Source organism: Neptunitalea lumnitzerae (genome assembly GCF_027924185.1).
In the GTDB taxonomy this organism is placed as follows: Bacteria; Bacteroidota; Bacteroidia; order Flavobacteriales; family Flavobacteriaceae; genus Neptunitalea; species Neptunitalea lumnitzerae.
In genome coordinates this window covers 510,233-530,610 of record NZ_BRVO01000001.1, presented here as the reverse complement: position 1 = coordinate 530,610, position 20,378 = coordinate 510,233, and the positions used below count along the sequence as shown (strand labels likewise).

Annotated in this window: 21 protein-coding genes; 13 read left to right on the top strand and 8 right to left on the bottom strand. The window is 35.4% G+C overall.

The features are described from left to right. Positions 1-10: 10 nt before the first annotated feature. Genes Y10_RS02375 through Y10_RS02360 form a run of 4 tightly spaced genes read left to right on the top strand, consistent with a single transcriptional unit; the run spans position 11 to position 4,006 of the window. Entirely contained in the window at positions 11-1,021 is a 1,011-nt protein-coding gene (locus tag Y10_RS02375; protein ID WP_281763762.1) for a sugar phosphate nucleotidyltransferase, read from the top strand. Between the two features lie 7 nt (positions 1,022-1,028). After that, entirely contained in the window at positions 1,029-1,982 is a 954-nt protein-coding gene (locus tag Y10_RS02370; RefSeq protein ID WP_281763761.1) for a tetratricopeptide repeat protein, read from the top strand. Positions 1,983-1,990: 8 nt separating this feature from the next. After that, entirely contained in the window at positions 1,991-2,767 is a 777-nt protein-coding gene (locus tag Y10_RS02365; RefSeq protein WP_281763760.1) for a DUF4292 domain-containing protein, read from the top strand. Continuing rightward, positions 2,768-4,006: a murein hydrolase activator EnvC family protein gene (locus tag Y10_RS02360; RefSeq protein ID WP_281763759.1), complete on the top strand. Its 1,239-nt coding sequence runs from the start codon at positions 2,768-2,770 to the stop codon at positions 4,004-4,006. A gap of 17 nt (positions 4,007-4,023) precedes the next feature. Here Y10_RS02360 and Y10_RS02355 read toward each other — a convergent pair whose 3' ends face one another. The 3 genes from Y10_RS02355 to Y10_RS02345 all read right to left on the bottom strand — a co-directional run bounded on the left by Y10_RS02355 (position 4,024) and on the right by Y10_RS02345 (position 6,464). After that, positions 4,024-4,839, bottom strand: a complete 816-nt coding sequence (locus Y10_RS02355) for an alpha/beta hydrolase (protein ID WP_281763758.1) — start codon at positions 4,837-4,839, stop codon at positions 4,024-4,026. Between the two features lie 5 nt (positions 4,840-4,844). Further along, complete coding sequence (locus Y10_RS02350) at positions 4,845-5,360, bottom strand: acyl-CoA thioesterase (protein WP_281763757.1); 516 nt, start codon at positions 5,358-5,360, stop codon at positions 4,845-4,847. 162 nt (positions 5,361-5,522) lie between these two features. Beyond that, a complete protein-coding gene (locus Y10_RS02345) occupies positions 5,523-6,464 on the bottom strand; it encodes an HU domain-containing protein (RefSeq protein ID WP_281763756.1) in 942 nt (313 codons plus the stop codon). A gap of 78 nt (positions 6,465-6,542) precedes the next feature. Here Y10_RS02345 and dprA point away from each other — a divergent pair, with 78 nt between their 5' ends. After that, a complete protein-coding gene (gene dprA, locus Y10_RS02340) occupies positions 6,543-7,646 on the top strand; it encodes a DNA-processing protein DprA (protein WP_281763755.1) in 1,104 nt (367 codons plus the stop codon). 38 nt (positions 7,647-7,684) lie between these two features. Here dprA and trpS read toward each other — a convergent pair whose 3' ends face one another. Next, the gene (gene trpS / locus Y10_RS02335) at positions 7,685-8,653 is read right to left on the bottom strand and encodes a tryptophan--tRNA ligase (RefSeq protein WP_281763754.1); all 969 of its coding nucleotides are present in this window, start codon (positions 8,651-8,653) and stop codon (positions 7,685-7,687) included. Between the two features lie 305 nt (positions 8,654-8,958). Between trpS and Y10_RS02330 the strand changes: the two genes are divergently transcribed. Together Y10_RS02330 and Y10_RS02325 are read left to right on the top strand one after the other, a co-directional pair. Continuing rightward, positions 8,959-9,624, top strand: coding sequence for a hypothetical protein (locus tag Y10_RS02330; RefSeq protein ID WP_281763753.1), 666 nt, complete (start codon positions 8,959-8,961; stop codon positions 9,622-9,624). Between the two features lie 34 nt (positions 9,625-9,658). After that, entirely contained in the window at positions 9,659-10,405 is a 747-nt protein-coding gene (locus Y10_RS02325) for a lysophospholipid acyltransferase family protein (protein ID WP_281763752.1), read from the top strand. A 162-nt stretch (positions 10,406-10,567) separates the two neighbouring features. Here the strand turns inward: Y10_RS02325 and Y10_RS02320 are convergent, their stop codons facing one another. The 4 genes from Y10_RS02320 to recA all read right to left on the bottom strand — a co-directional run bounded on the left by Y10_RS02320 (position 10,568) and on the right by recA (position 14,335). After that, positions 10,568-12,178 carry a hypothetical protein gene (locus Y10_RS02320; RefSeq protein ID WP_281763751.1) on the bottom strand — a complete coding sequence of 537 codons (1,611 nt, stop codon included), beginning with the start codon at positions 12,176-12,178 and terminating at the stop codon, positions 10,568-10,570. After that, on the bottom strand, positions 12,178-12,732 hold the full coding sequence (locus Y10_RS02315) for an RNA polymerase sigma factor (RefSeq protein ID WP_281763750.1): 555 nt from the start codon (positions 12,730-12,732) through the stop codon (positions 12,178-12,180). Before Y10_RS02315 ends, Y10_RS02320 begins: the two co-directional genes overlap by 1 nt. Positions 12,733-12,772: 40 nt before the next feature. Beyond that, on the bottom strand, positions 12,773-13,195 hold the full coding sequence (locus Y10_RS02310) for a hypothetical protein (protein ID WP_281763749.1): 423 nt from the start codon (positions 13,193-13,195) through the stop codon (positions 12,773-12,775). Between the two features lie 132 nt (positions 13,196-13,327). After that, positions 13,328-14,335, bottom strand: a complete 1,008-nt coding sequence (gene recA, locus Y10_RS02305; protein ID WP_281763748.1) for a recombinase RecA — start codon at positions 14,333-14,335, stop codon at positions 13,328-13,330. 422 nt (positions 14,336-14,757) lie between these two features. Here recA and Y10_RS02300 point away from each other — a divergent pair, with 422 nt between their 5' ends. The 6 genes from Y10_RS02300 to Y10_RS02275 all read left to right on the top strand — a co-directional run bounded on the left by Y10_RS02300 (position 14,758) and on the right by Y10_RS02275 (position 20,376). Then, a complete protein-coding gene (locus Y10_RS02300; RefSeq protein ID WP_281764756.1) occupies positions 14,758-15,999 on the top strand; it encodes a peptidase U32 family protein in 1,242 nt (413 codons plus the stop codon). Beyond that, entirely contained in the window at positions 15,999-16,229 is a 231-nt protein-coding gene (locus tag Y10_RS02295; RefSeq protein WP_281763747.1) for a ferredoxin, read from the top strand. The genes Y10_RS02300 and Y10_RS02295 overlap by 1 nt, the downstream gene beginning before the upstream one ends. 50 nt (positions 16,230-16,279) lie before the next feature. Further along, the gene (gene trhO / locus Y10_RS02290) at positions 16,280-17,320 is read left to right on the top strand and encodes an oxygen-dependent tRNA uridine(34) hydroxylase TrhO (RefSeq protein ID WP_281763746.1); all 1,041 of its coding nucleotides are present in this window, start codon (positions 16,280-16,282) and stop codon (positions 17,318-17,320) included. A 105-nt stretch (positions 17,321-17,425) separates the two neighbouring features. Next, positions 17,426-18,340, top strand: a complete 915-nt coding sequence (locus Y10_RS02285) for a radical SAM protein (protein ID WP_281763745.1) — start codon at positions 17,426-17,428, stop codon at positions 18,338-18,340. A gap of 91 nt (positions 18,341-18,431) precedes the next feature. Then, entirely contained in the window at positions 18,432-19,883 is a 1,452-nt protein-coding gene (locus tag Y10_RS02280; RefSeq protein ID WP_281763744.1) for a PSP1 domain-containing protein, read from the top strand. Then, entirely contained in the window at positions 19,867-20,376 is a 510-nt protein-coding gene (locus tag Y10_RS02275) for a gliding motility lipoprotein GldH (protein WP_281763743.1), read from the top strand. Before Y10_RS02280 ends, Y10_RS02275 begins: the two co-directional genes overlap by 17 nt. The last annotated feature ends 2 nt before the right edge of the window (positions 20,377-20,378 follow it).

The following is a 20,378-nucleotide window of genomic DNA, read 5'->3' as shown; positions in this document are numbered from 1 at the left end:
AAAAAGAATTATGAAAATTATAGTACCTATGGCCGGGAGAGGATCCCGACTTAGACCGCACACCTTAACAGTGCCAAAACCATTAATACCAATTGCAGGTAAGCCTATTGTGCAACGCTTGGTAGAAGATATTGCAAAAGTGATAAAACAACCCATTGAAGAGGTTGCTTTTGTAATTAAAGATGATTTTGGTGATGCTATTGAAAATCATTTGCTAGAGGTAGCGGATAGTGTGGGGGCTAAAGGCACTATTTATTATCAAGATAAACCTTTAGGTACTGGGCACGCTATTATGTGTGCAAAGGAATCTTTAGAGGGGCCTTGTGTAATTGCGTATGCTGATACGCTGTTTAAAGCCGATTTTAATTTAGATGCTTCTGCAGATAGTGTAATCTGGGTTAAAAAGGTGGCTAATCCGCAGGCATATGGTGTGGTAGAATTAAATGATGACCATAACATTACAGGATTGGTAGAAAAACCAGCCGAGTTTGTTTCAGATTTAGCAGTTATTGGTATTTACTACTTTAAACAAGGAGAGGTATTAAAGCAAGAACTACAAAAGGTATTAGATAATAATATTATTCATGGTGGTGAGTACCAAATTAACGATGGTATTAAAGCTATGATGCAAAAGGGTATGAAATTTGTACCTGGTAAAGTAGATGAATGGATGGACTGCGGAAATAAAAACATTACTGTAGATACTAATAAGCGTATGTTGCAGTTTTTATATGAAGATGGTCATTCATTAGTAGCAGAATCGGTAACTGTGGAAAACTCAGAAATTATACCACCTTGCTATATTGGAGACAATGTAGTATTGCGCAACGTAACCTTAGGGCCTAATGTTTCTTTAGGTGATGGTTGTGTGGTAGAAAATTCTGTTGTAAAAAATAGCTTGGTGCAAAACCATGCTAGCATTAAAAATGCTACCTTAGATAATGCTATGATAGGTAACCATGCTAAGTTTGATGGTAATTTTACCAGTATTAGTATTGGCGATTATTCAGAATTGATTTAAAACATACATGAAAATATTCAGGGGTATTACATATATGGTGTTATTTTTCTTTTTAGGGCTCTTACCTGTAATGGCCCAAAAAGAGGAAGATGATGCTGCGGTTACTTCTGAAACGGTTGAAAGCGATTTTCAACAGCATTTTTTTGAAGCTTTAAAAGAGCGTGCTATTGAAAATTACGGAAAGGCTATAGATCATTTGTTAGAGTGTAAAATGCTAGATGCAGACAATGGAGCTGTAGATTATGAGTTAGGTATTAACTACTTATCTGCCGGATTGTTTGAAGATGCTGAAAACTATTTGTTGGCAGCAGTAGAGAAAGAGCCGGAAAATCGATGGTATTCTGAGGCGCTTTTTAAAGTGTACAAAGCACAGAATAAAACGGATGAGGCTATTTATACAGCTGAAAAATTAGCTAAAACGAAGGATGCTTTTAAAGAGAGTTTGGTATATCTGTACAGTAAAAATAGCGACTATGAAAAGGCTCTTGCACAGTTAGATACACTAGACCAGTTATATGGGCATTCTGATGATAGAGAGCAATTGCGTGTGAATTTAAAAGCGATGCAAAAACGCAAAACGCAAATTGAGGAGGATGTTGAAGAATTGGAAGCTACAGAGGTTGATACCGGTGAGGAGGAAGCTATTGATGCTATAGAAAAGCTAGAGTTAGACTTAATGAGGTTGAACGATGCTAAGCAATACACCAAAGTTTTAGAGCTAGCAGAAGAGGCCTTGGCGAGTTACCCAACACAGCCTTTTATTTATTATATGCATGGGGTAGCTAATAAGGAACTCAAACAGTATGATGTAGCAATAGAATCGTTAGACATGGCGTTGAGTTTTTTAATAGATGATGTGGTGTTGGAAAAACGAATTTATACCGAGCTGGCGGCTTGCCATAAACAATTGGGGAATATTCAAAAAGAGCAAGAATACCTTCATAAAGCAAAAAGTATATAAAAATTACTATGAAGTTACTATACAAAGGAATATTAATAGCAGTAATGACGGTTGTTGTAGCGTCTTGTGCTTCTAAGAAAGTGATTGGAGAAGGTACTGCTAACACGGGTTATGCAGCAAAAAAAATCATTAAAAATCATTATATTAATGAGCTTGAGTTTACTACCATAAAGGGTAAAGTAGATGTAAAGTATAAAGATGAGCATGCTTCTAACTCTTTTTCGTTAAACCTTCGAATGGAAAAGGATAAGGCTATTTGGTTAAGCGCCTTTTTTGGGGTGGTAAAAGCGTATATTACTCCTGAGGGTGTATCTTTTTATAACAAATTAGAAGGTACTTACTTTGAAGGTGATTTTGCGTATATAAGTGATTTACTAGGTACCGAAATTGATTTTGAAAAATTACAGAATGTATTGTTAGGGCAAGCGATAGTAGATCTTAAACAAGAAAAGTATAATAATTCGGTAGTAGAAAACAGATATCAATTAAAACCTGAAGATCCGATGGGGCCTTTTAAATTGTTGTTTCAGCTAGAGCCTATTTATTATAAAATGAGCTTACAAGAGGTGTCTCAACCTTCTGAAAATAGAGTATCTAGCATTTCTTATACATCTTATCAAAATATAGATGGACAAGCTTTTCCAGATGAAATAGCGGTAAGTGTAGATGGCCCAGAAGGAAAGAGTGATATAGAAATTGAGTACAAAAACATTGAGTTTAATAAAAAGGTAACCTTTCCATACAACGTGCCTAATGGTTACAAACAAATTACGTTAGAGAAGTAAATGAAGCAAGTAAGTGCTAAGTGGGTTCTGTTTTTCTTTGTGTGCTTTTGTAGCGCATGGGGTGGTTTTGCACAGTCTAAAGAGCAAGAAGCATTACAGCGAAAAAGAACGGAGCTATTAAGAGAAATAAATCAGATACAGCAATTACTTAGTCAGCAAGGTTCTCAAAGAAAATCGTTGGTTACCCAAATGGAGGGTGTCAATAAGAAAATATTGGTGCGTGAGCAGCTAAATAAAGTAACCAACCAGCAAATAAATCTTTTAAGTTCTGAGATTAAAAAGAACGAAAAGAATATAAAAGAGCTAGAAAATGAGCTTAAGGTTTTGAAAGAGAATTATGCTGAAATGATTCGTAAGTCTTATAAGAACAAATCACAACAAAACCGTTTAATGTTTGTATTGGCTTCTGAAACCTTCTTTCAGGCCTATAAACGTATGGAATATATGCGCCAGTTTAGGTCGCATCTTAAAAAACAAGGAGCGGTCATACAAGATAAAACAAAGGAGCTACAAGAGCTTAATCAATCGTTGTTAGCACAACGTGCCGAGAAGCAAGATTTAATTGAGGAGAACCGTGGTATTAGGGCTAAATTAGAGTCTGAGAAGACAGAGCAACAAGAGTTAATTGCTGCTATTAAGCAGAAAGAGGGTGGTTACCTAGCGCAAATTAACGAGAAGAAGAAAGAAGCAGAGCGCCTTGAGAAAGAAATAGACCGACTTATTAAAGAAGCTATTGCAGAGAGTAGAAGAAAGGCTGCTGCAAACGGTAGTACCGTTAGTAGTGCTTCTAACACTTTTGCCTTAACTCCAGAAGAGAAAATGATAGCCAATAACTTTTCGGCAAACAAGGGTAAACTCATATGGCCTGTTGAACGAGGTGTGGTTTCAATAGGTTTTGGTAAGTACTCAGATCCTGTGTATCCGGGGCTGGTACAAGATAATAGTGGGGTGAACATAATTGCTCCTGAAGGGGAAGAGGCACGTGCCGTATTTGAAGGAGAGGTGATAAATATTACCATTACCTTAGGAAAGGCTATTGTGTATGTAAAACACGGTAATTATATAACTACCTATTGTAACCTTGCAGAGTTATACGTGAAGAAGGGGGATAGGGTAATTGCCAAGCAACCTTTGGGTAAAATATTTACCAATAAACACACTGGTAAAACCGAATTGAAGTTTCTTATTTACAAGAATACAGATAAGTTAAACCCAGAACTTTGGGTGTATAAAATGTAAAAAGAAAAAGGTCTGTTTTATAACAGACCTTTTTCTTTCATATATGCTAGTAGCACTTTACATCCCGGAGCAACCATACTACCATGATCTTCTCCTTTCAGTTCTTTTATCTCTACATCGGTATTGCCAGTTACTTTTAGCATTCTGTAGAAGTAGGCATTTTCTTCGTATCGGCCTAACATTTCCTTTTCTCTGTCTCCGGTAATTAAAAGTACAGGAGGTGTATCTTTACGTACGTAGTATAAGGGTGCATATTTATCAATTACAGGTTGTGTGCCTGGTATACCACGTTCTTGTCTAGTAGTAAAGTGGGTTATGGTGTGTCCGCTAAACGGCACCAAAGCTGCCACTTGGTTGGCATTAATACCTAATTTAGCCAAATAAATTCGGTTCATAATTACCATCATGCTTAAATATCCTCCAGCAGAATGGCCGCTCATTACTATTTTCTTTGGGTCGCCATGGTATTTCTCAATATTTTGCATAATCCATGCTGTGGCCGCTACAGCATCCTCAATACATTCGGTAGATTTTACCTTAGGAGACAGTCTGTAATTTGGAGCTACTATTATGGCGCCTTGATTTTTCAGTTCTTCAGGTATTGATTTTTCTCCTCCCGTTAATCCGCCACCATGAAACCATACAATAGTAGGTGCATTGGTTACATTAGTAGGGTAGTAAATGTCAAGTTTGCAACGTTCTTTTTCATATGCTGTTAAATCGTCTCCCGATTTGTAAGCTATATTTTTCTCAAGCGTATACGTGGTTTGAGCAACACACAAGGTGGTTACAAAAACGGCACATACAGTAAGTACAAATTTGAAAGCTTTCATAGTTTCTATTTTTCTGTAAAGATAGCCTTTAATTCAGTGGCTTCACTAGGTTTCATTTTACCGGCAAGTACTAAACTTAACTGTTTTCTACGCAAAGCGGCCTCAAAACGTTCTTTTTCTAAATCGGTTTCAGGTTGCAGTGCGGGGATGGGTGTAGGGCGCCCCATATCATCTACGGCAACAAAGGTGTAAATAGCCTCATTTGCCTTTGTTCTATGGCCGCTTTCACGGTCTTCTATCCAAACATCTATTACGGTCTCCATAGAGGTCTTAAAAGCCCTAGAAACACATGCTTCAACAGTTACCACACTCCCTAACGGAATAGAACGGTTAAAAGCTACGTGGTTTACAGAAGCTGTAACCACTACACGGCGCGAGTGTCTTCTGGCAGCAATACTAGCTGCTCTGTCCATACGTGCTAACAAATCGCCCCCAAAAAGATTGTTTAAAGGGTTGGTTTCACTTGGTAACACCAGGTCGGTCATAATGGTTTTAGATTCACTCGGGGTTTTAGCTTGCATATCTTCGTATTTGGTTTTTTGCAAATATAAGAAAACAACTTTCGAGCTGTTATTCAACAAATTGCCAAAAAAAGAAGTAAAACGTTTAAAAAAAACTTAAATACAAGCTTAGTTCTTGTTAAAAGAACAAGAAAATGAATGGGCTACTATGAAAAGTTGAATTTATTCAGCAATAAACAACCAAATACCTTCTATGTTTTTTCTGTTTTTAAACAGAAAACGCTCTGCTTCTCTATGGTCATTAAAGCCTTGTAAAGATACTTGCCATAACCCAAATTTGTTTTCTCCTAAAATAACAGCATTTTCAAAACCGTTAGTTTTTAGTTCGTTTACTTTGGTGTTGGCATTTTCTTTTTCTCTAAAAGCGCCACCCACAATGTGGTATTTGTAGCTAGGTGTTTCTTTGGTTAAGTTAATTTTAACCGGTGTAAGTTCTAAAGGAATTTCTTCAAAGAAAGTAGCTTGCTGAATTTCTTTTGATACTTGTTCCTGAGCATTTTGTTCTACTAGTAATTGCTCTTGTTGTTGGGTGTTGTTATAGTTATACCCAAGATACCCGGCAACTGATAAGCCTAATACAAAAATTGCTGCGTATTTTAAGTATGCAGGAGATTTTCTAGCTTCAGGAGTTACGGTAACAGGTACTTTTTCTTCTAAAGTACGTACTTGTTTATGAAGTTGTTCTCTTTTAATTTCAGGAGAAACAAAGGTGGTAAGTCCAAAAGAACTTGCTAAATAATTTACTTGCTCTGTAGGTGTAAATTGAATAGAACTTTCATTGTTAAGCCATAAGTCACCAATATTTTTAAGTGCTAATTCACTGTGAGTTTTAAGGGTATGTTCCCATTCAAAAACACTGGTTTCAATTTTAAGCATGGCAATTTCATACGTAAGCTTTTCTACAGTAGCAATGTAATTGGCCAATAACCCATCATTAGAAGTAATCTGTTTGTTGAAAGATAACTTCTTGGTTGGTGGATAAAAAGCACCGGTAGCTTCCTGTATTCTGGCACCTTGTGTACTTGTTAAGAATGCACCAAAACCAGGTACGGTAACACACTCGTATCTGTATAATAATTCGCTTATGTAATGTTCCAACTTCATAATTACAAAGCTAGTAATTTTTTATATTCAATAGGTGTTTGTTAATAAGTTTAGCTACCTTTAGCTAAATTTCTGAGAATGAACCAAGAAGATTTGCTATGGGTTTTGGCGCTGCAAAGTGTTCCTAAAATCGGGGACATTAATGCCAAAAAATTAATCAATCATTGCGGTAGTGCAAAAGCTGTTTTTAACGAAAAGAAACACCACTTAACCAAAATTGACGGAATTGGTGAATTGATGATTAAAAAGCTTTTTGAAAAAGATTATGTTTCTGGTGCCGAAGCGGAACTACGATTTATAGAGCAAGAGTGTATTACACCAGTCTATTATAAAGATGCGTTGTACCCAGAGAAGTTGAAACATTGTATAGATGCCCCAGTTGTATTGTTTCAGCGTGGGAATATTAATTTACAGGGGAAACGCTTGGTAAGTATTGTGGGTACTAGGCGTATTACCTCTTACGGAACTTCGTTTTGCGAACAGTTGGTAGCGGAGTTGGCAGCTTTAGATGTTGTAATTGTAAGTGGCTTTGCCTATGGGGTAGATATTTGTGCGCACAAAGCCGCTATGAAGAATAATTTGCAAACCATTGGTTGTTTAGCGCACGGTTTAAACCAAATATATCCTAAGGTACATGCCAAGTATATGAAAGAGATGGAGGTTAATGGTGGGTTTGTAACTGATTTTAAAAGTACTGATAAGTTTGATAGGAATAACTTTTTACGGAGGAACCGTATTATAGCAGGTTTGGCAGATGCTACGGTAGTAATAGAATCTGCTGATAGAGGAGGAAGCCTTGTAACTGCTGATATTGCTTACTCTTATAATCGGGATGTTTTTGCGGTACCTGGCAGGGTGGGCGATACTTATAGCGTAGGGTGTAACAACCTAATTAAACAACAAAAGGCACAAATGCTTACTAGTGCGGCAGACTTAATTTATAGTTTAGGATGGAGCTTAGAAAAGGAAACGGCAAAACCAATTCAAAAGCAACTTTTTGTTGAATTAGAAGGAGATGAGAATGTTATTTATACTTTTTTAAAAGATAAGGGGAAGCAACTTTTAGATGTTATAGCCTTAGAATGTGCTTTGCCTATATTTAAAGTATCTGCTACGTTACTTAATTTAGAAATGAAGGGACTTATACGTCCGTTACCAGGCAAATTATTTGAAGCCCTATAAAAAAGAGGAGCTTTTGGGCTCCTCTTTGTATAGTAGATTTAGTATCCTAATTTTTCACGAACTCTCTTTAGAACGTCGTTTGCTATTCCAGATGCTTTTTCTGCACCTACTTTTAGCAATCTGTCTACCTCGTCTAAGTTTTCCATGTAGTAGGCAAACTTTTCTCTAGGTTCTTTAAATTTTTCGCAAATCAACTCAAACAAAGCTTGTTTTGCATGTCCGTACCCATAGTTACCACCTTCATAATTGGCACGCATAGCGGCTACTTGTTCCTCGGTTCCTAAAATGCTATAAATAGCAAATACGTTACATGTATCTGGGTTTTTAGGTTCTTCTAAAGGGGTGCTATCGGTTTCAATACCCATAACCTGCTTACGTAACTTCTTGTCTGGTAAAAATATATTGATGAAGTTATTGGCAGATTTACTCATTTTACCTCCGTTAGTACCAGGTACATATTGTGTTTCTTTATGTACGGTACCTTCTGGTAAAACAAATGTTTCTCCTAATTGGTTATTAAACCTAGAAGCTACATCACGGGTAATTTCTATATGTTGTAATTGGTCTTTACCAACAGGTACAAATTCTGCATCATATAATAAAATATCGGCAGCCATAAGCATTGGGTAGGTAAATAACCCTGCATTAACATCAGCTAATCTATCGGCCTTATCTTTAAAAGAGTGTGCTAATGTTAAACGTTGATAAGGAAAAAAGCAACTTAAATACCACGATAGTTCTGTTACTTGTGGTACATCGCTTTGGCGGTAGAAAACTACTTTTTCTACATCTAAACCAAATGCAAGCCAAGTTGCAGCAACACTATAAGTGTTTGCTCTTAAAGTTTCACCATCTTTAATCTGAGTAAGTGAGTGTAAATCTGCAATAAACAGAAATGAGTCATTCTCAGGTTTTTTAGACATTTCAATAGCCGGTAAAATAGCTCCTAAAATGTTTCCTAAATGAGGTACTCCTGTACTCTGAATACCCGTTAAAATCCTTGACATAATCTAGATCTTTTATTTTAACTACAAAAAAACGGCAAAAAAATTTCTAAACGTAAGTTTTATATGATTTTTTTTACTATTTTAGTAACAAGACTTCAAAAGTAAAAAATGTTAGTTTTTACACTTTTAAAGTTTTTTCCCTCTAAAAAGACGGTCAATTGTTTGTAACAAGCAATTAAAATCTTAAACACCTATTCCCACCAATAAGAGATGTGTACCTTAATTTATTAAGGATGTTAACACCCCCTGATTTATTGATTTTTTCATTCCCCCGCTAGAGTTTTTTAACCCTTATTAATTGCGATATGAAAAAAATTATTACTTGTATAGGTTTATTTATCACTACTTGTTTAACAGTAACAGCACAGGTAGGGATTGACACAACAGATCCGTTAGCAACTTTAGATGTTAATGGAGATTTAAGAATTGTAGATACACCACAGGGTTCAACAGCTGCTGCTGCGGATTCTATTTTAGTGGTTAATGGAAATGGTTTTGTAAAAAGAGTAAGTGCAGAAGATGTGTATTATAGTTCTGTGCGTACAGCTGCTAAAGGTGGTTTAACTAGTTCTTTAGCTTTGGTAAATGCTAGTGTGCTTACGTGGAAAAAGTTACAGTTTACCAATATTGTTTTTGATACTAAAGGTCAGTACGACACTGTAAATCATGTTTTTGATATAGATAAAGCAGGTATATATAAGATTTATTTACAATATAAATATGTTACAAGCGGACTTTCTATTTCCTTAATACCTTATATAGCTATTAGAAAAAATGGAGTAGCAATTGCTACAAGCTCTCCCGTTTTAAGTTTGAATGAATATATGGTGGCTACTACTATGGTAGAGCTTAGCCCTGGCGATGAGATTTCTTTTTATTATGGCACCACGTTATCACTTGGTATTGGTGGTTCTGCAACTATTAGTAATAGCATACAAGATACCTATTTTACGGTAGAACAAATAAATTAGTTCTACCTGTAATGGTTTTATTACATTTGCTTTTATGGTTAAACTCATAAAAGCTTTTGGTATTTTGTTGTGGCGTATATGGTTTTATACGTTAGTGGCAGTTCCTATTCTTATCTTTTTTCCAATATTATTGGTGCTTAGTTCTAAAGAAAAGTGGTACCCTGCTTTCTTTTGGATTGCACGTAATATATGGGCAAATATTATTATTTATGGAATGGGTTGTTACCAAAGAATACGTTATAATCAATCACTTGAAAGTGGTAAAAGCTACATGCTTGTTGCTAACCATACCAGTATGTTAGATATTATGCTAATGCTGAAGGTGTCTAAAAGTCCTTTTGTATTTGTGGGTAAGCAAGAATTAGCTAAAATACCTGTGTTTGGTTTCTTTTATAAGCGTGTATGTATTTTGGTAGACAGAAGTAGCGCTGGTAGCAGGTCTGCTGTTTATAAAAAGGCAAAAGAACGTTTAAATAGTGGGTTGAGTATATGTATTTTCCCAGAAGGAGGCGTTCCCGACGATTATGATGTAGTATTAGATAGTTTTAAAGATGGTGCTTTTAGACTTGCTATAGAGTACCAAATACCTATAGTGCCTATTGCTTTTCCTGATAATAAAAAGCGTTTTCCTTATGTGTTTTTTAAGGGGTCTCCTGGTATTTGTAGAGCGCAGGTGCTTCCTTTTATAGAAACTAGCGGTGCTACTAAAGAGGATAAGGAAACTTTAAAGCGTAGTACCTATGAAGTAATTTTAGAGACCTTAGAAAAACTAATGAAGTAGCTAGCTGTTCTTTCTAGTAAAATAAGTAAATGGATAGTAGAAGGCTTGTAAATGCTATTATTTTAGGTTGTAATGGTTATGACGCAAAAAAAATGCCCCTGAAGAACTCAGAGGCATATTTAGGTCATCATCACTTTTTACGAATAATCTAACCTAACCTAACTAAAACCTAAAACTAAAACCGGTATATAATCCTAATGAATATGGGTTAAACCCGTTATCATCAGAAAATGTATTTAATTGATATTTAAACATGGGCTCTATGTTAAAAAGCAACTGGTCTGTGAACTTATAGTCAATACCAAGCCCAATATTTGTACTAAAATTAAGGTCGTTTATATTATTAGCGTTTCCAATATTGGTAACAAGTCCGTCAGACTCTAATAGTATTTCATCGTTACTTAATAGTAAGGTACTTACTCCACCAATAACGTTAATCCCTAATTTTTTATTTACAATGCTATATTCTAATTCAACTGGGAACTCTAAGTAGTTCATATTTTGTATTAAAGAACCTCTAGATTTTTCTACAGAAGCACTTGATTCAGATACATCTATAAGTCCGCCATTTGGGTTAGGACTAGCACTGTAGTTGGTAGAATTGTTAGTAAGTAAAACTGTTGCTCCAGAATTAGAGTAATTAATAGAGCTTACAGATTTTGAGTTGGTCACACTATTAGTGAAATAAATATCATCAGTAGTGTATCCGTATTCTACCTTGTTAATACCAGATCGTATCTTCAATTTTTTGTTTACTTGCAGCCCTACGTTTACACCATAACTCATGTTTAAGTTACCATTTTTGGTGTTGCCGGCAAACTCAGAACTAATAGGCGATCCGTTAGAGAATGAATTAAAATACACAGGCGCTACATTAGGGTTTACACTCCATTTTTTCATTCCAGCAACATCATCCTCTTCCTCTTCTTCGTCCTCATCTTTGTATTTATCTTCTTGTAACTTAATAGCTTCCTCAAGGGTTAACGCCTCTTCTTCATCTTCGGCAGCTATGATAGAGTCTACAGTAGCCAGTGCAATAGCCGAATTGGTTTTAACAACCTGATTAGTGTCTATCACAAAATTATTATTCAGAAGCTCTTCGTTGGTTACAATAGGGGCTTTCTGAGATTCTTTGTTTTTAGTGTTTTCGGTAGTTGTAATGGTAGCTATTACCTCTTCATTATCGGTGTTAGTGTTTGTAGGATAGTCAAAAGGTTGTTTTGTTTTAAATGCTTTATCATCACTGTATTTAGCACTATAATTATTCTTCTGAAACGTGTATTTTCTACTCGCATTTTTGCCAGTATTAAAGGTGTTTTTGTCTGTGTAAACAACCTCTTCATTTTGCTTACTAACCGTTGCATTGGTGGTTGCGCCTTCAATACTGCCTACCTTACTATTTATTGATTCTGGTATATTATTAGTAGTTTCTTCTGTGTTAGAAGTTACTACAGCATCTTCTGTAGTAGAATCAATATTTTTGTTTGTAGAAGTGTTGATATCCATTTTAGAATTAGTAGGGGTATCAACAACTTCAATATCCTGTGTATTTACCGAGGGTAAAAAGTAGGTCATTAATCCAAGGCCAATAAGTAGCAACGCTATTGCAGCAGATCTGCCTAGCCACCACGGAATCAAAGGAGTTTTTTTGGAGTCGTCCTCTTCATCAAGCTTTGCCTGAATATTATCCCAAACAGCTTCTTCTGGAAAGGCTTCAAAATCTTTGAAGCGTTCCTGAAAGAGTCTGTCTATGTTTTTTTCATCATTCTCCATTACAGTGTATTACTCTTTTTTTTTACCAATTCATCTTCTTCAATACGTTGTTTCAAAGCCATTCTAGCGCGTGCTAAATTAGACTTAGAAGTACCTTCAGAAATTTGAAGCGTATCGGCAATTTCTTTGTGTGAATATCCGTCTAATACATACAAGTTAAATACTAATCTGTAACGGTTAGGTAACTCTTGAATTAGTTGTAATAGATATTCAAGACTAAATCTTGACTCGTCATCAAAATCAATTGAAATATCTTCGTCTTCAATATCTCTATTAGGGATAATATCAAAAACGCCCTGATTTCTATACTTCTGCAAGCAAGTATTAATGGTGATTCTTTTCAGCCAACCTTCAAAAGCACCTTTGCTTTTGTATTGATCTATTTTTTTAAAAATCACCAAAAAACTGTCTTGTAAGTTGTCCTCTGCTTCCTCTTTATTTCTTGAATACTTTAAACAAACCGAATACAGCCTGCTACCAAATAATTGGTAAAGCTGGTGTTGGGCTTTTCTCTCGCCCTTTTTACAAGCTGTAATGAGTTGTTCTAAACTCAATAGTTTTGGTGTTTAAGGTTAGCAGGTTACTGTGTAATGTTTATTCTAAAACTTCTACCTCGTATGTTAGGTAGGTATATTCACCGGTAGATTCATCTATACCGCTTATAAAATTAAAGGTGTATGTACCTGCGTAAAGTGGTCTAAATGTGAAAGAATCGTTTAGTGTTGAGCCATCTGTAGGTTCACAATTGTTATTGTTGTATACAGTAGCTACTAAAGAAACTACTCTTTCAAAATCACTGGTATAATTATAATCTATTCCGTTAATGTAATAACATGTATTCGGAAGCGTGTAATAAAGAGTAACAGGGTAACTACTGTTTACGTGCATGTCTTCTGCTGGAAATTCAACATAATCAGCTCCAATAAATTCAAAATGGTAGTCTACCGTGTCATCATCATCCAAAGAACAGGAAAAAGTAAGTAACGCAGCAACAAATAAAACTAGAAACTTCTTCATGGGTTTAAAAAACTTTTTCATTAAAACTATCAATTAATATTATTCTATTTTCTTGTAGATACACAAATTAGGGAAAGGTTGCGTATGAGGTAAAAAAAATCCCGAAATATTTATTTCGGGATTTGTAAAATATTATGAGTTAACCGTTTGAAGGGCTTCTTTTATTTTTGCTTCCAGTTCTTCTAATAGTTCCGGATTGTCTTGTAAGAGACTTTTAACAGCATCTCTACCTTGGCCTAGTTTGCTATCGCCATAACTAAACCACGAACCACTTTTCTTAATTATTTCATATTCTACACCAATGTCTAGAATTTCTCCAACTTTAGAAATACCTTCCCCATACATAATGTCAAACTCTGCAGACTTAAATGGTGGTGCCACTTTGTTTTTAACCACTTTTACACGGGTTTTGTTACCAGCCACATCACCTTCAGAGCTTTTAATTTGTGTAGATCGTCTAATATCTAAACGTACCGAAGCATAAAATTTTAATGCGTTACCACCAGTGGTTGTTTCTGGGTTACCAAACATAACTCCAATCTTTTCACGTAACTGGTTAATAAATATAACGGTACAATGTGTTTTGCTAATAGAAGCCGTAAGTTTTCGTAATGCCTGAGACATTAAACGTGCATGAAGTCCCATTTTAGAGTCTCCCATTTCTCCTTCAATTTCACTTTTAGGAGTAAGTGCTGCTACCGAGTCAACAATAACAATATCAATAGCACCAGATCTAATTAAGTTATCAGCAATTTCAAGTGCTTGTTCACCATGGTCTGGTTGCGAAATAATCAGGTTATCAATATCAACACCAAGTTTTTGAGCATAAAATCTATCAAATGCGTGTTCTGCATCAATAAATGCTGCAATACCTCCTGCTTTTTGCGCTTCTGCAATAGCATGTAAGGTAAGGGTTGTTTTACCAGAAGATTCAGGTCCAAAAATTTCAATAACTCTACCTTTAGGGTAACCACCAACACCTAAAGCAATATCTAAACCAATAGATCCGGTAGGTATCACTTCTATTTGGTCTACAGCGCTATCGCCCATTTTCATTACGGTACCCTTTCCGTAAGTTTTATCTAATTTATCTAAAGTTAGTTTTAATGCTTTTAATTTAGCGTCTTTTTCTGAGCTCATATTGTCCTTTTTATGCTGGCTAAAATACTATTTCTTTTATCAGAATACAATAATAGGTACGCAACCTTTTGGTATTTTACGCATCTATAGAGTAAATGGAGTGAGAAGTATGAGGTATTTAAGAAGAAAAATGTTATCCGGAAACGGATTTCTTACAGTTTATATGGTTATAAGCTGTAAGTTAGATGGAGGATAGCTATTCGTTAATAATATTCAGATATATGAATTTAGTATTAACGAATTAGCTGCGAAAAGCGCTACTGAAATTTTTTTGGTAGCGCTTTTTGGTTTTTATAGAGAATGAATCTAATAAATTAACACTCTGTGGGTTAGCTTAATTATGTTGCTGAGTGCTTGAAAATAAGATATATACAATTTTAACATTCTAATTTGTATCTTTGCGCCCTGAAATTGGAAATAGTATGACACCTACTGGAAAAATTGAATTGATGGCGCCTGCCGGAAACTTTGAGAGTTTACAGGCAGCGTTGGATAATGGAGCGGATTCTGTTTATTTTGGAGTGGAGCAATTAAATATGCGAGCTCGTGCAAGTATTAACTTTACCATTGCAGATTTAGAGGAAATCTCTAGACGCTGTAAAGAGAAAAATGTACGTACCTATCTTACTTTAAATACTATTGTTTACGATCATGATTTGTCTATTATAAAAACGGTTTTAGATGCAGCCAAAGCTGCGGATATTACTGCGGTTATAATTATGGATCAGGCAGTAATTGCTTATGCTCGCCAAATTGGTATGGAGGTGCATATATCTACTCAAATTAATATTACCAATATTGAAACGGTTAAGTTTTATGCCATGTTTGCAGATACCATGGTAATGAGTAGAGAGTTAAGCTTACGCCAAGTGAAGAAAATTTGTGATCAAATAGAGAAAGAACAAATTAAAGGACCTTCTGGTAATTTAGTTGAGGTAGAAATTTTTGGTCATGGTGCATTGTGTATGGCGGTTTCTGGTAAGTGTTACCTTAGCTTACACTCGCATAACTCTTCGGCTAACCGTGGGGCTTGCAAGCAAAATTGTCGTAAAAAATATACGGTTATAGACCAAGAAAGTGGTTTTGAAATTGAAATAGATAACGAGTATATGATGTCTCCTAAAGACTTATGTACCTTAGATATTTTAGACCAAGTAATAGATGCGGGTGCCATGGTGCTTAAAATTGAAGGTAGAGGTAGAGCACCTGAGTATGTTGCAACGGTTATTAAAACCTACAGAGAAGCTATAGACGCGTATTACGAGGGTAGCTATAACGATGAAAAAGTGGCTAACTGGATGCAAGAACTTGAAAAGGTGTACAACCGTGGTTTTTGGAATGGATACTACCTTGGGCAAAAGTTAGGTGAATGGAGTGATGGACCAGGGTCTCAAGCAACCCAGAAGAAATTATATATTGGTAAGGGAATGCATTATTTCCCGAAGTCTAATATTGCCGAATTTAAAATAGAAGCCTACGATATTAAAATAGGAGATACGCTGTTAATTACGGGGCCAACAACGGGTGTAAAAGAGTTAGAGTTAACCGAAATGATGGTGAACGATGAAAAATTAGAGGTAGCAAAAAAAGGAGATTCTTGTACCATTCCGTTAGATTTTAGAATTCGTTTGTCTGATAAACTTTATAAAATAGTACCGCAATAATGGTAGTAGTTACACTGCAACGTGATAAATGTATAGGGTGTAATTACTGTGTAGAATTAGCACCTGCTGAATTTCAAATGTCTAAAAAAGACGGTAAGAGTGTGCTGTTACATGCTACAGATAAAAAGGGCTTTCACACCCTTAAAACACCAGACGATAGTATTTATGAGGAATGCGTGAATGCCCAAAAGGCATGTCCCGTTAAAATTATAACTACAAAAAAAGTGTAGCTTTGCACTAACATATTACAATATTCTTTAACCTTAAAAATTAGTATAGCATGCAACTGTACAATACATTAAGCGCTAAAGAAAGAGCAGAACTTATTGAAGCCGCCGGCAAAGAGCGACTTACAATCTCTTTCTATCAATACGCTAAAATAGAAAACCCGCAAGAACTTAGAGATGCGTTATTCCTGTTTTGGGATAGCATTGAAGTGTTGGGTAGAATTTATATTGCCACTGAGGGTATTAATGCCCAATTATCGGTTCCGGCAGAAAACTTTCAGCAGTTTAAAGACCATTTAGATACCATTTCTTTTTTAAAAGATGTACGTTTAAATATTGCTATTGAGCAAGATAATTTTTCGTTTTTAAAACTAAAAGTGAAGGTGCGTTCTAAAATTGTAGCCGATGGTTTAAACGATGATACATTTGATGTAACCAATAAAGGGGTGCACCTAAATGCTATTAAGTTTAATGAAATTTTAGAAGATCCAGATACGGTGTTGGTTGATATGCGTAACCACTACGAAAGTGAAATTGGTCATTTCAAAGGTGCTGTAACACCAGATGTGGATACCTTTAGAGATTCTTTAGATATTATTGAAGATGATCTGAAAGAGCATAAAGAAGATAAAAAATTGGTAATGTACTGTACTGGTGGTATTAGATGTGAAAAGGCTAGTGCATATTACAAGCATAAAGGTTTTAAACAGGTATACCAATTAGAGGGAGGTATTATCAATTACTTTAGACAGGTTGAAAAAGAAGGACTTGAAAATAAGTTTATTGGTAAAAACTTTGTTTTTGACGAGCGCAGAGCCGAAAAAATTTCTGATGATGTAATTGCACATTGTCATCAATGTGGTAAACCAGCAGATACGCATGTAAATTGTGCTAACGAAGGTTGCCATTTGTTATTTATTCAGTGTGAAGAATGCGCAGAGAAAATGAATCATTGTTGTTCTGAAGAGTGTAAAGAAATTATTGCATTACCTTACGAAGAGCAGAAAAAGCTTCGAAAAGGTAAAAATAACAGTAATAAAATCTTTAAAAAAGGTAGAGCAGATTATTTACCTTATATTTCCAAAAAGGAGTAAGTTTTTATGAATATTTATAAGCTATTACAGTTAAACAAGAAGATTAAAAGTCATAGAGTTAAGTTTTTGGGTTTGTATGTGTTTCATATATTCAAAAAACGATATGTGGCTGTAAATCTAGATCCGGTAATGGCTTGTAATCTACGCTGTAAGATGTGCTATTTTACAGATAAAGATTATGTAAAGAAACTGAAAGGCCAATTAACAGATGAAGAGGTGCAGCGTATAGCCTCTCAAATTTTTGGTCGTGCTTTAAAATTGCAAATAGGGTGCGGTACAGAGCCTACACTCTATAAAAAGTTGCCAGAGTTAGTAGCCTTGGGTAAACAATATGAAGTGCCTTATATTTCTATAACTACCAATGCCAATTTATTAACTTTGGAAAAGGCAGAGGAACTTTTAAAAGCGGGGTTAGACGAGTTTACGGTATCGTTACACGGTGTTACCAAGCATACTTACGAAGATTTTATGGGGCGTGGAGATTATGAGAAGTTTTGTAATGCTATGCAGGCTTTTGCCGCGTTAAGAAGTAAATACAATTTTAAGGTTAGGGTAAACTATACCTTTAACCAAGATAACTTTGAAGAACTAAAAGATATCTTTAACCATTTTGATGGAAACAGTTTTGATATCTTACAGATTAGACCTATTCAAAAAATAGGGAATACAGAATATAATAATTTTGATGTTTCAGGGTTAAAAACAGCATATCAAGATACTATTGGTGTTATTAAAAGTAAATGTACTGAACATAACATTTTGTTATTGGCCCCTGACGCTATTGGAGAAGCCAACAAATCGGATAAAATAAATACCTCTAGTTTTATTTACGATTATACGTTTTGTTACATTTCTCCTAACTTTTTCTGGAAGAAGGATTTTGACTGGAAAGAAGAAAGTTTTGAAAGTTATTGTAAAAGAATTGGTTGGAGTAAAGATTTGCTTTTCAACGTTTTTAGATCTAAGAATCGGTTGAAGTCTTTAGCGAACAGATTGAATTATGAAATTGAATTCAATTAAATAATAGTATCTTTACATATTGCAAACAAATTTATGAACGGTATCGGAGGTTACTTTTTTGTGCTTACCGAATAAATATAGAAATTGAAAGATGGGTTGTACCAGTTGTTCAAGTGGAAAGGACGGACAACCGAGAGGTTGTAAAAATAATGGGACATGCGGAACTGACGGTTGTAATAAATTAACAGTTTTTGACTGGCTTTCAAATATGTCGCTTCCTAACGGACAAAGCACCTTTGATTGTGTTGAGGTTCGTTTTAAAAATAGTAGAAAAGAGTTTTTTAGAAATACAGGAAATTTAACTTTAAGCATTGGCGATGTGGTGGCTACAGAGGCATCACCAGGGCACGATGTGGGTATTGTAACCCTTACCGGAGAGCTGGTAAAGGTGCAAATGAAAAGGAAAAAAGTTTCTTGGGATGATGAAACATTACCTAAAATTTATCGAAAAGCTTCTCAGAAAGACATTGATATTTGGCTAACAGCTCGTGATAGAGAGGCCGATGTTCAAAAAAAATCGAGAGAGTTGGCTATTGCTTTGAATTTACAAATGAAAATATCAGATGTAGAATTTCAAGGTGATGGGTCTAAGGCTACCTTCTTCTATACTGCAGAAGATAGAGTAGATTTTAGACAGTTAATTAAAGACATGGCACGTGCCTTTAGCATTCGTATTGAAATGCGCCAGATAGGTTTCCGTCAAGAAGCTTCTAGATTGGGTGGTATTGGGTCATGCGGTAGAGAGCTTTGTTGTTCTACTTGGTTAACAGATTTCAGATCGGTAAATACTTCAGCAGCACGTTTTCAACAGTTGTCTTTAAACCCGCAAAAATTGGCGGGACAATGTGGTAAGTTAAAATGTTGCTTAAATTATGAGTTAGATACCTATTTAGATGCGTTAAACAATTTCCCTAAAACAGAGGTGAAACTTGAAACTGAAAAGGGGAGAGCTGCTTGCCAAAAAATAGATATTTTTAAAGGCTTGATGTGGTATGCTTATGAAGATCATCCGATGAATTGGCATAAACTTACATTAGATCATGTAAATGAAATTATTGCGGCCAATCAGCAACGTGAAAAAGTATCTAGCTTAGAGGAGTTTGAGTCTGAATTAATGATAGAGGAGGATACTAAAACAAGCTTTGAGAACGTTGTTGGTCAAGATAGTTTAACCAGATTCGACCAGCCTAAGAAACGTAGAAGAAAGAAAACCAAGGCTAAAACCCCTAGAGGTGCTAATAGTAATAGCAAGGCAGCTGGATCAGCAGAGGCTAAACTGGCAGCTAAGGATGGTAAGCCACGTTCTAATAAAAATAGACCTAGAAAGTCTAATAACAATAATAATAACACAGGTAACTCAGGTAATAAAGGAGGTTCTAATAACAACCAGAAAAAGAATCGTCCGGCTTCTGAGAATAAACCGAATACTAACAATAATACACAGGGAGCTTCTAGAAAACCTAATAACAGAAACAAACGTTCTAGAAAACCTGGTAATAATAAAAACAGCAACAACAATAACAATAATGCTAAAGATAACTAGTAGGTTACTTATTGCTTTTAGTAGTTTGGCACTATTTATGTCTTGCGATAGCAACACTATTTACACCGAGTTTGCATCGGTAGATGGTAGTTGGAATAAGCAAGATACCTTGGCCTTTGACTTTGCTGCTCCAGATACTACTGAGGTATACAATATGTATGTAAACCTTAGAAATAATGAGGAGTATGCCTATAGTAATTTGTATTTAATTGTAGCGCTTAATTATCCTGATGGTAAAGTAGACTCTGATACGTTGTTGTATGAGATGGCAAAGCCAAATGGAGAGTGGTTAGGAAAAGGTTTTTCTTCTATTAAAGAAAGTAAACTTTGGTATAAAGGATATGATGAACCTTTTACTTTTTCTCAATCAGGAGATTATACAGTAGAAGTAACACATGCTATGAGAAATAATGGTAGCATTAATGGCGTTATAGACTTAAAAGGAATTACAGACGTAGGAGTTTCAGTTGAAAAAGCGAATCAAACGAATTAAAA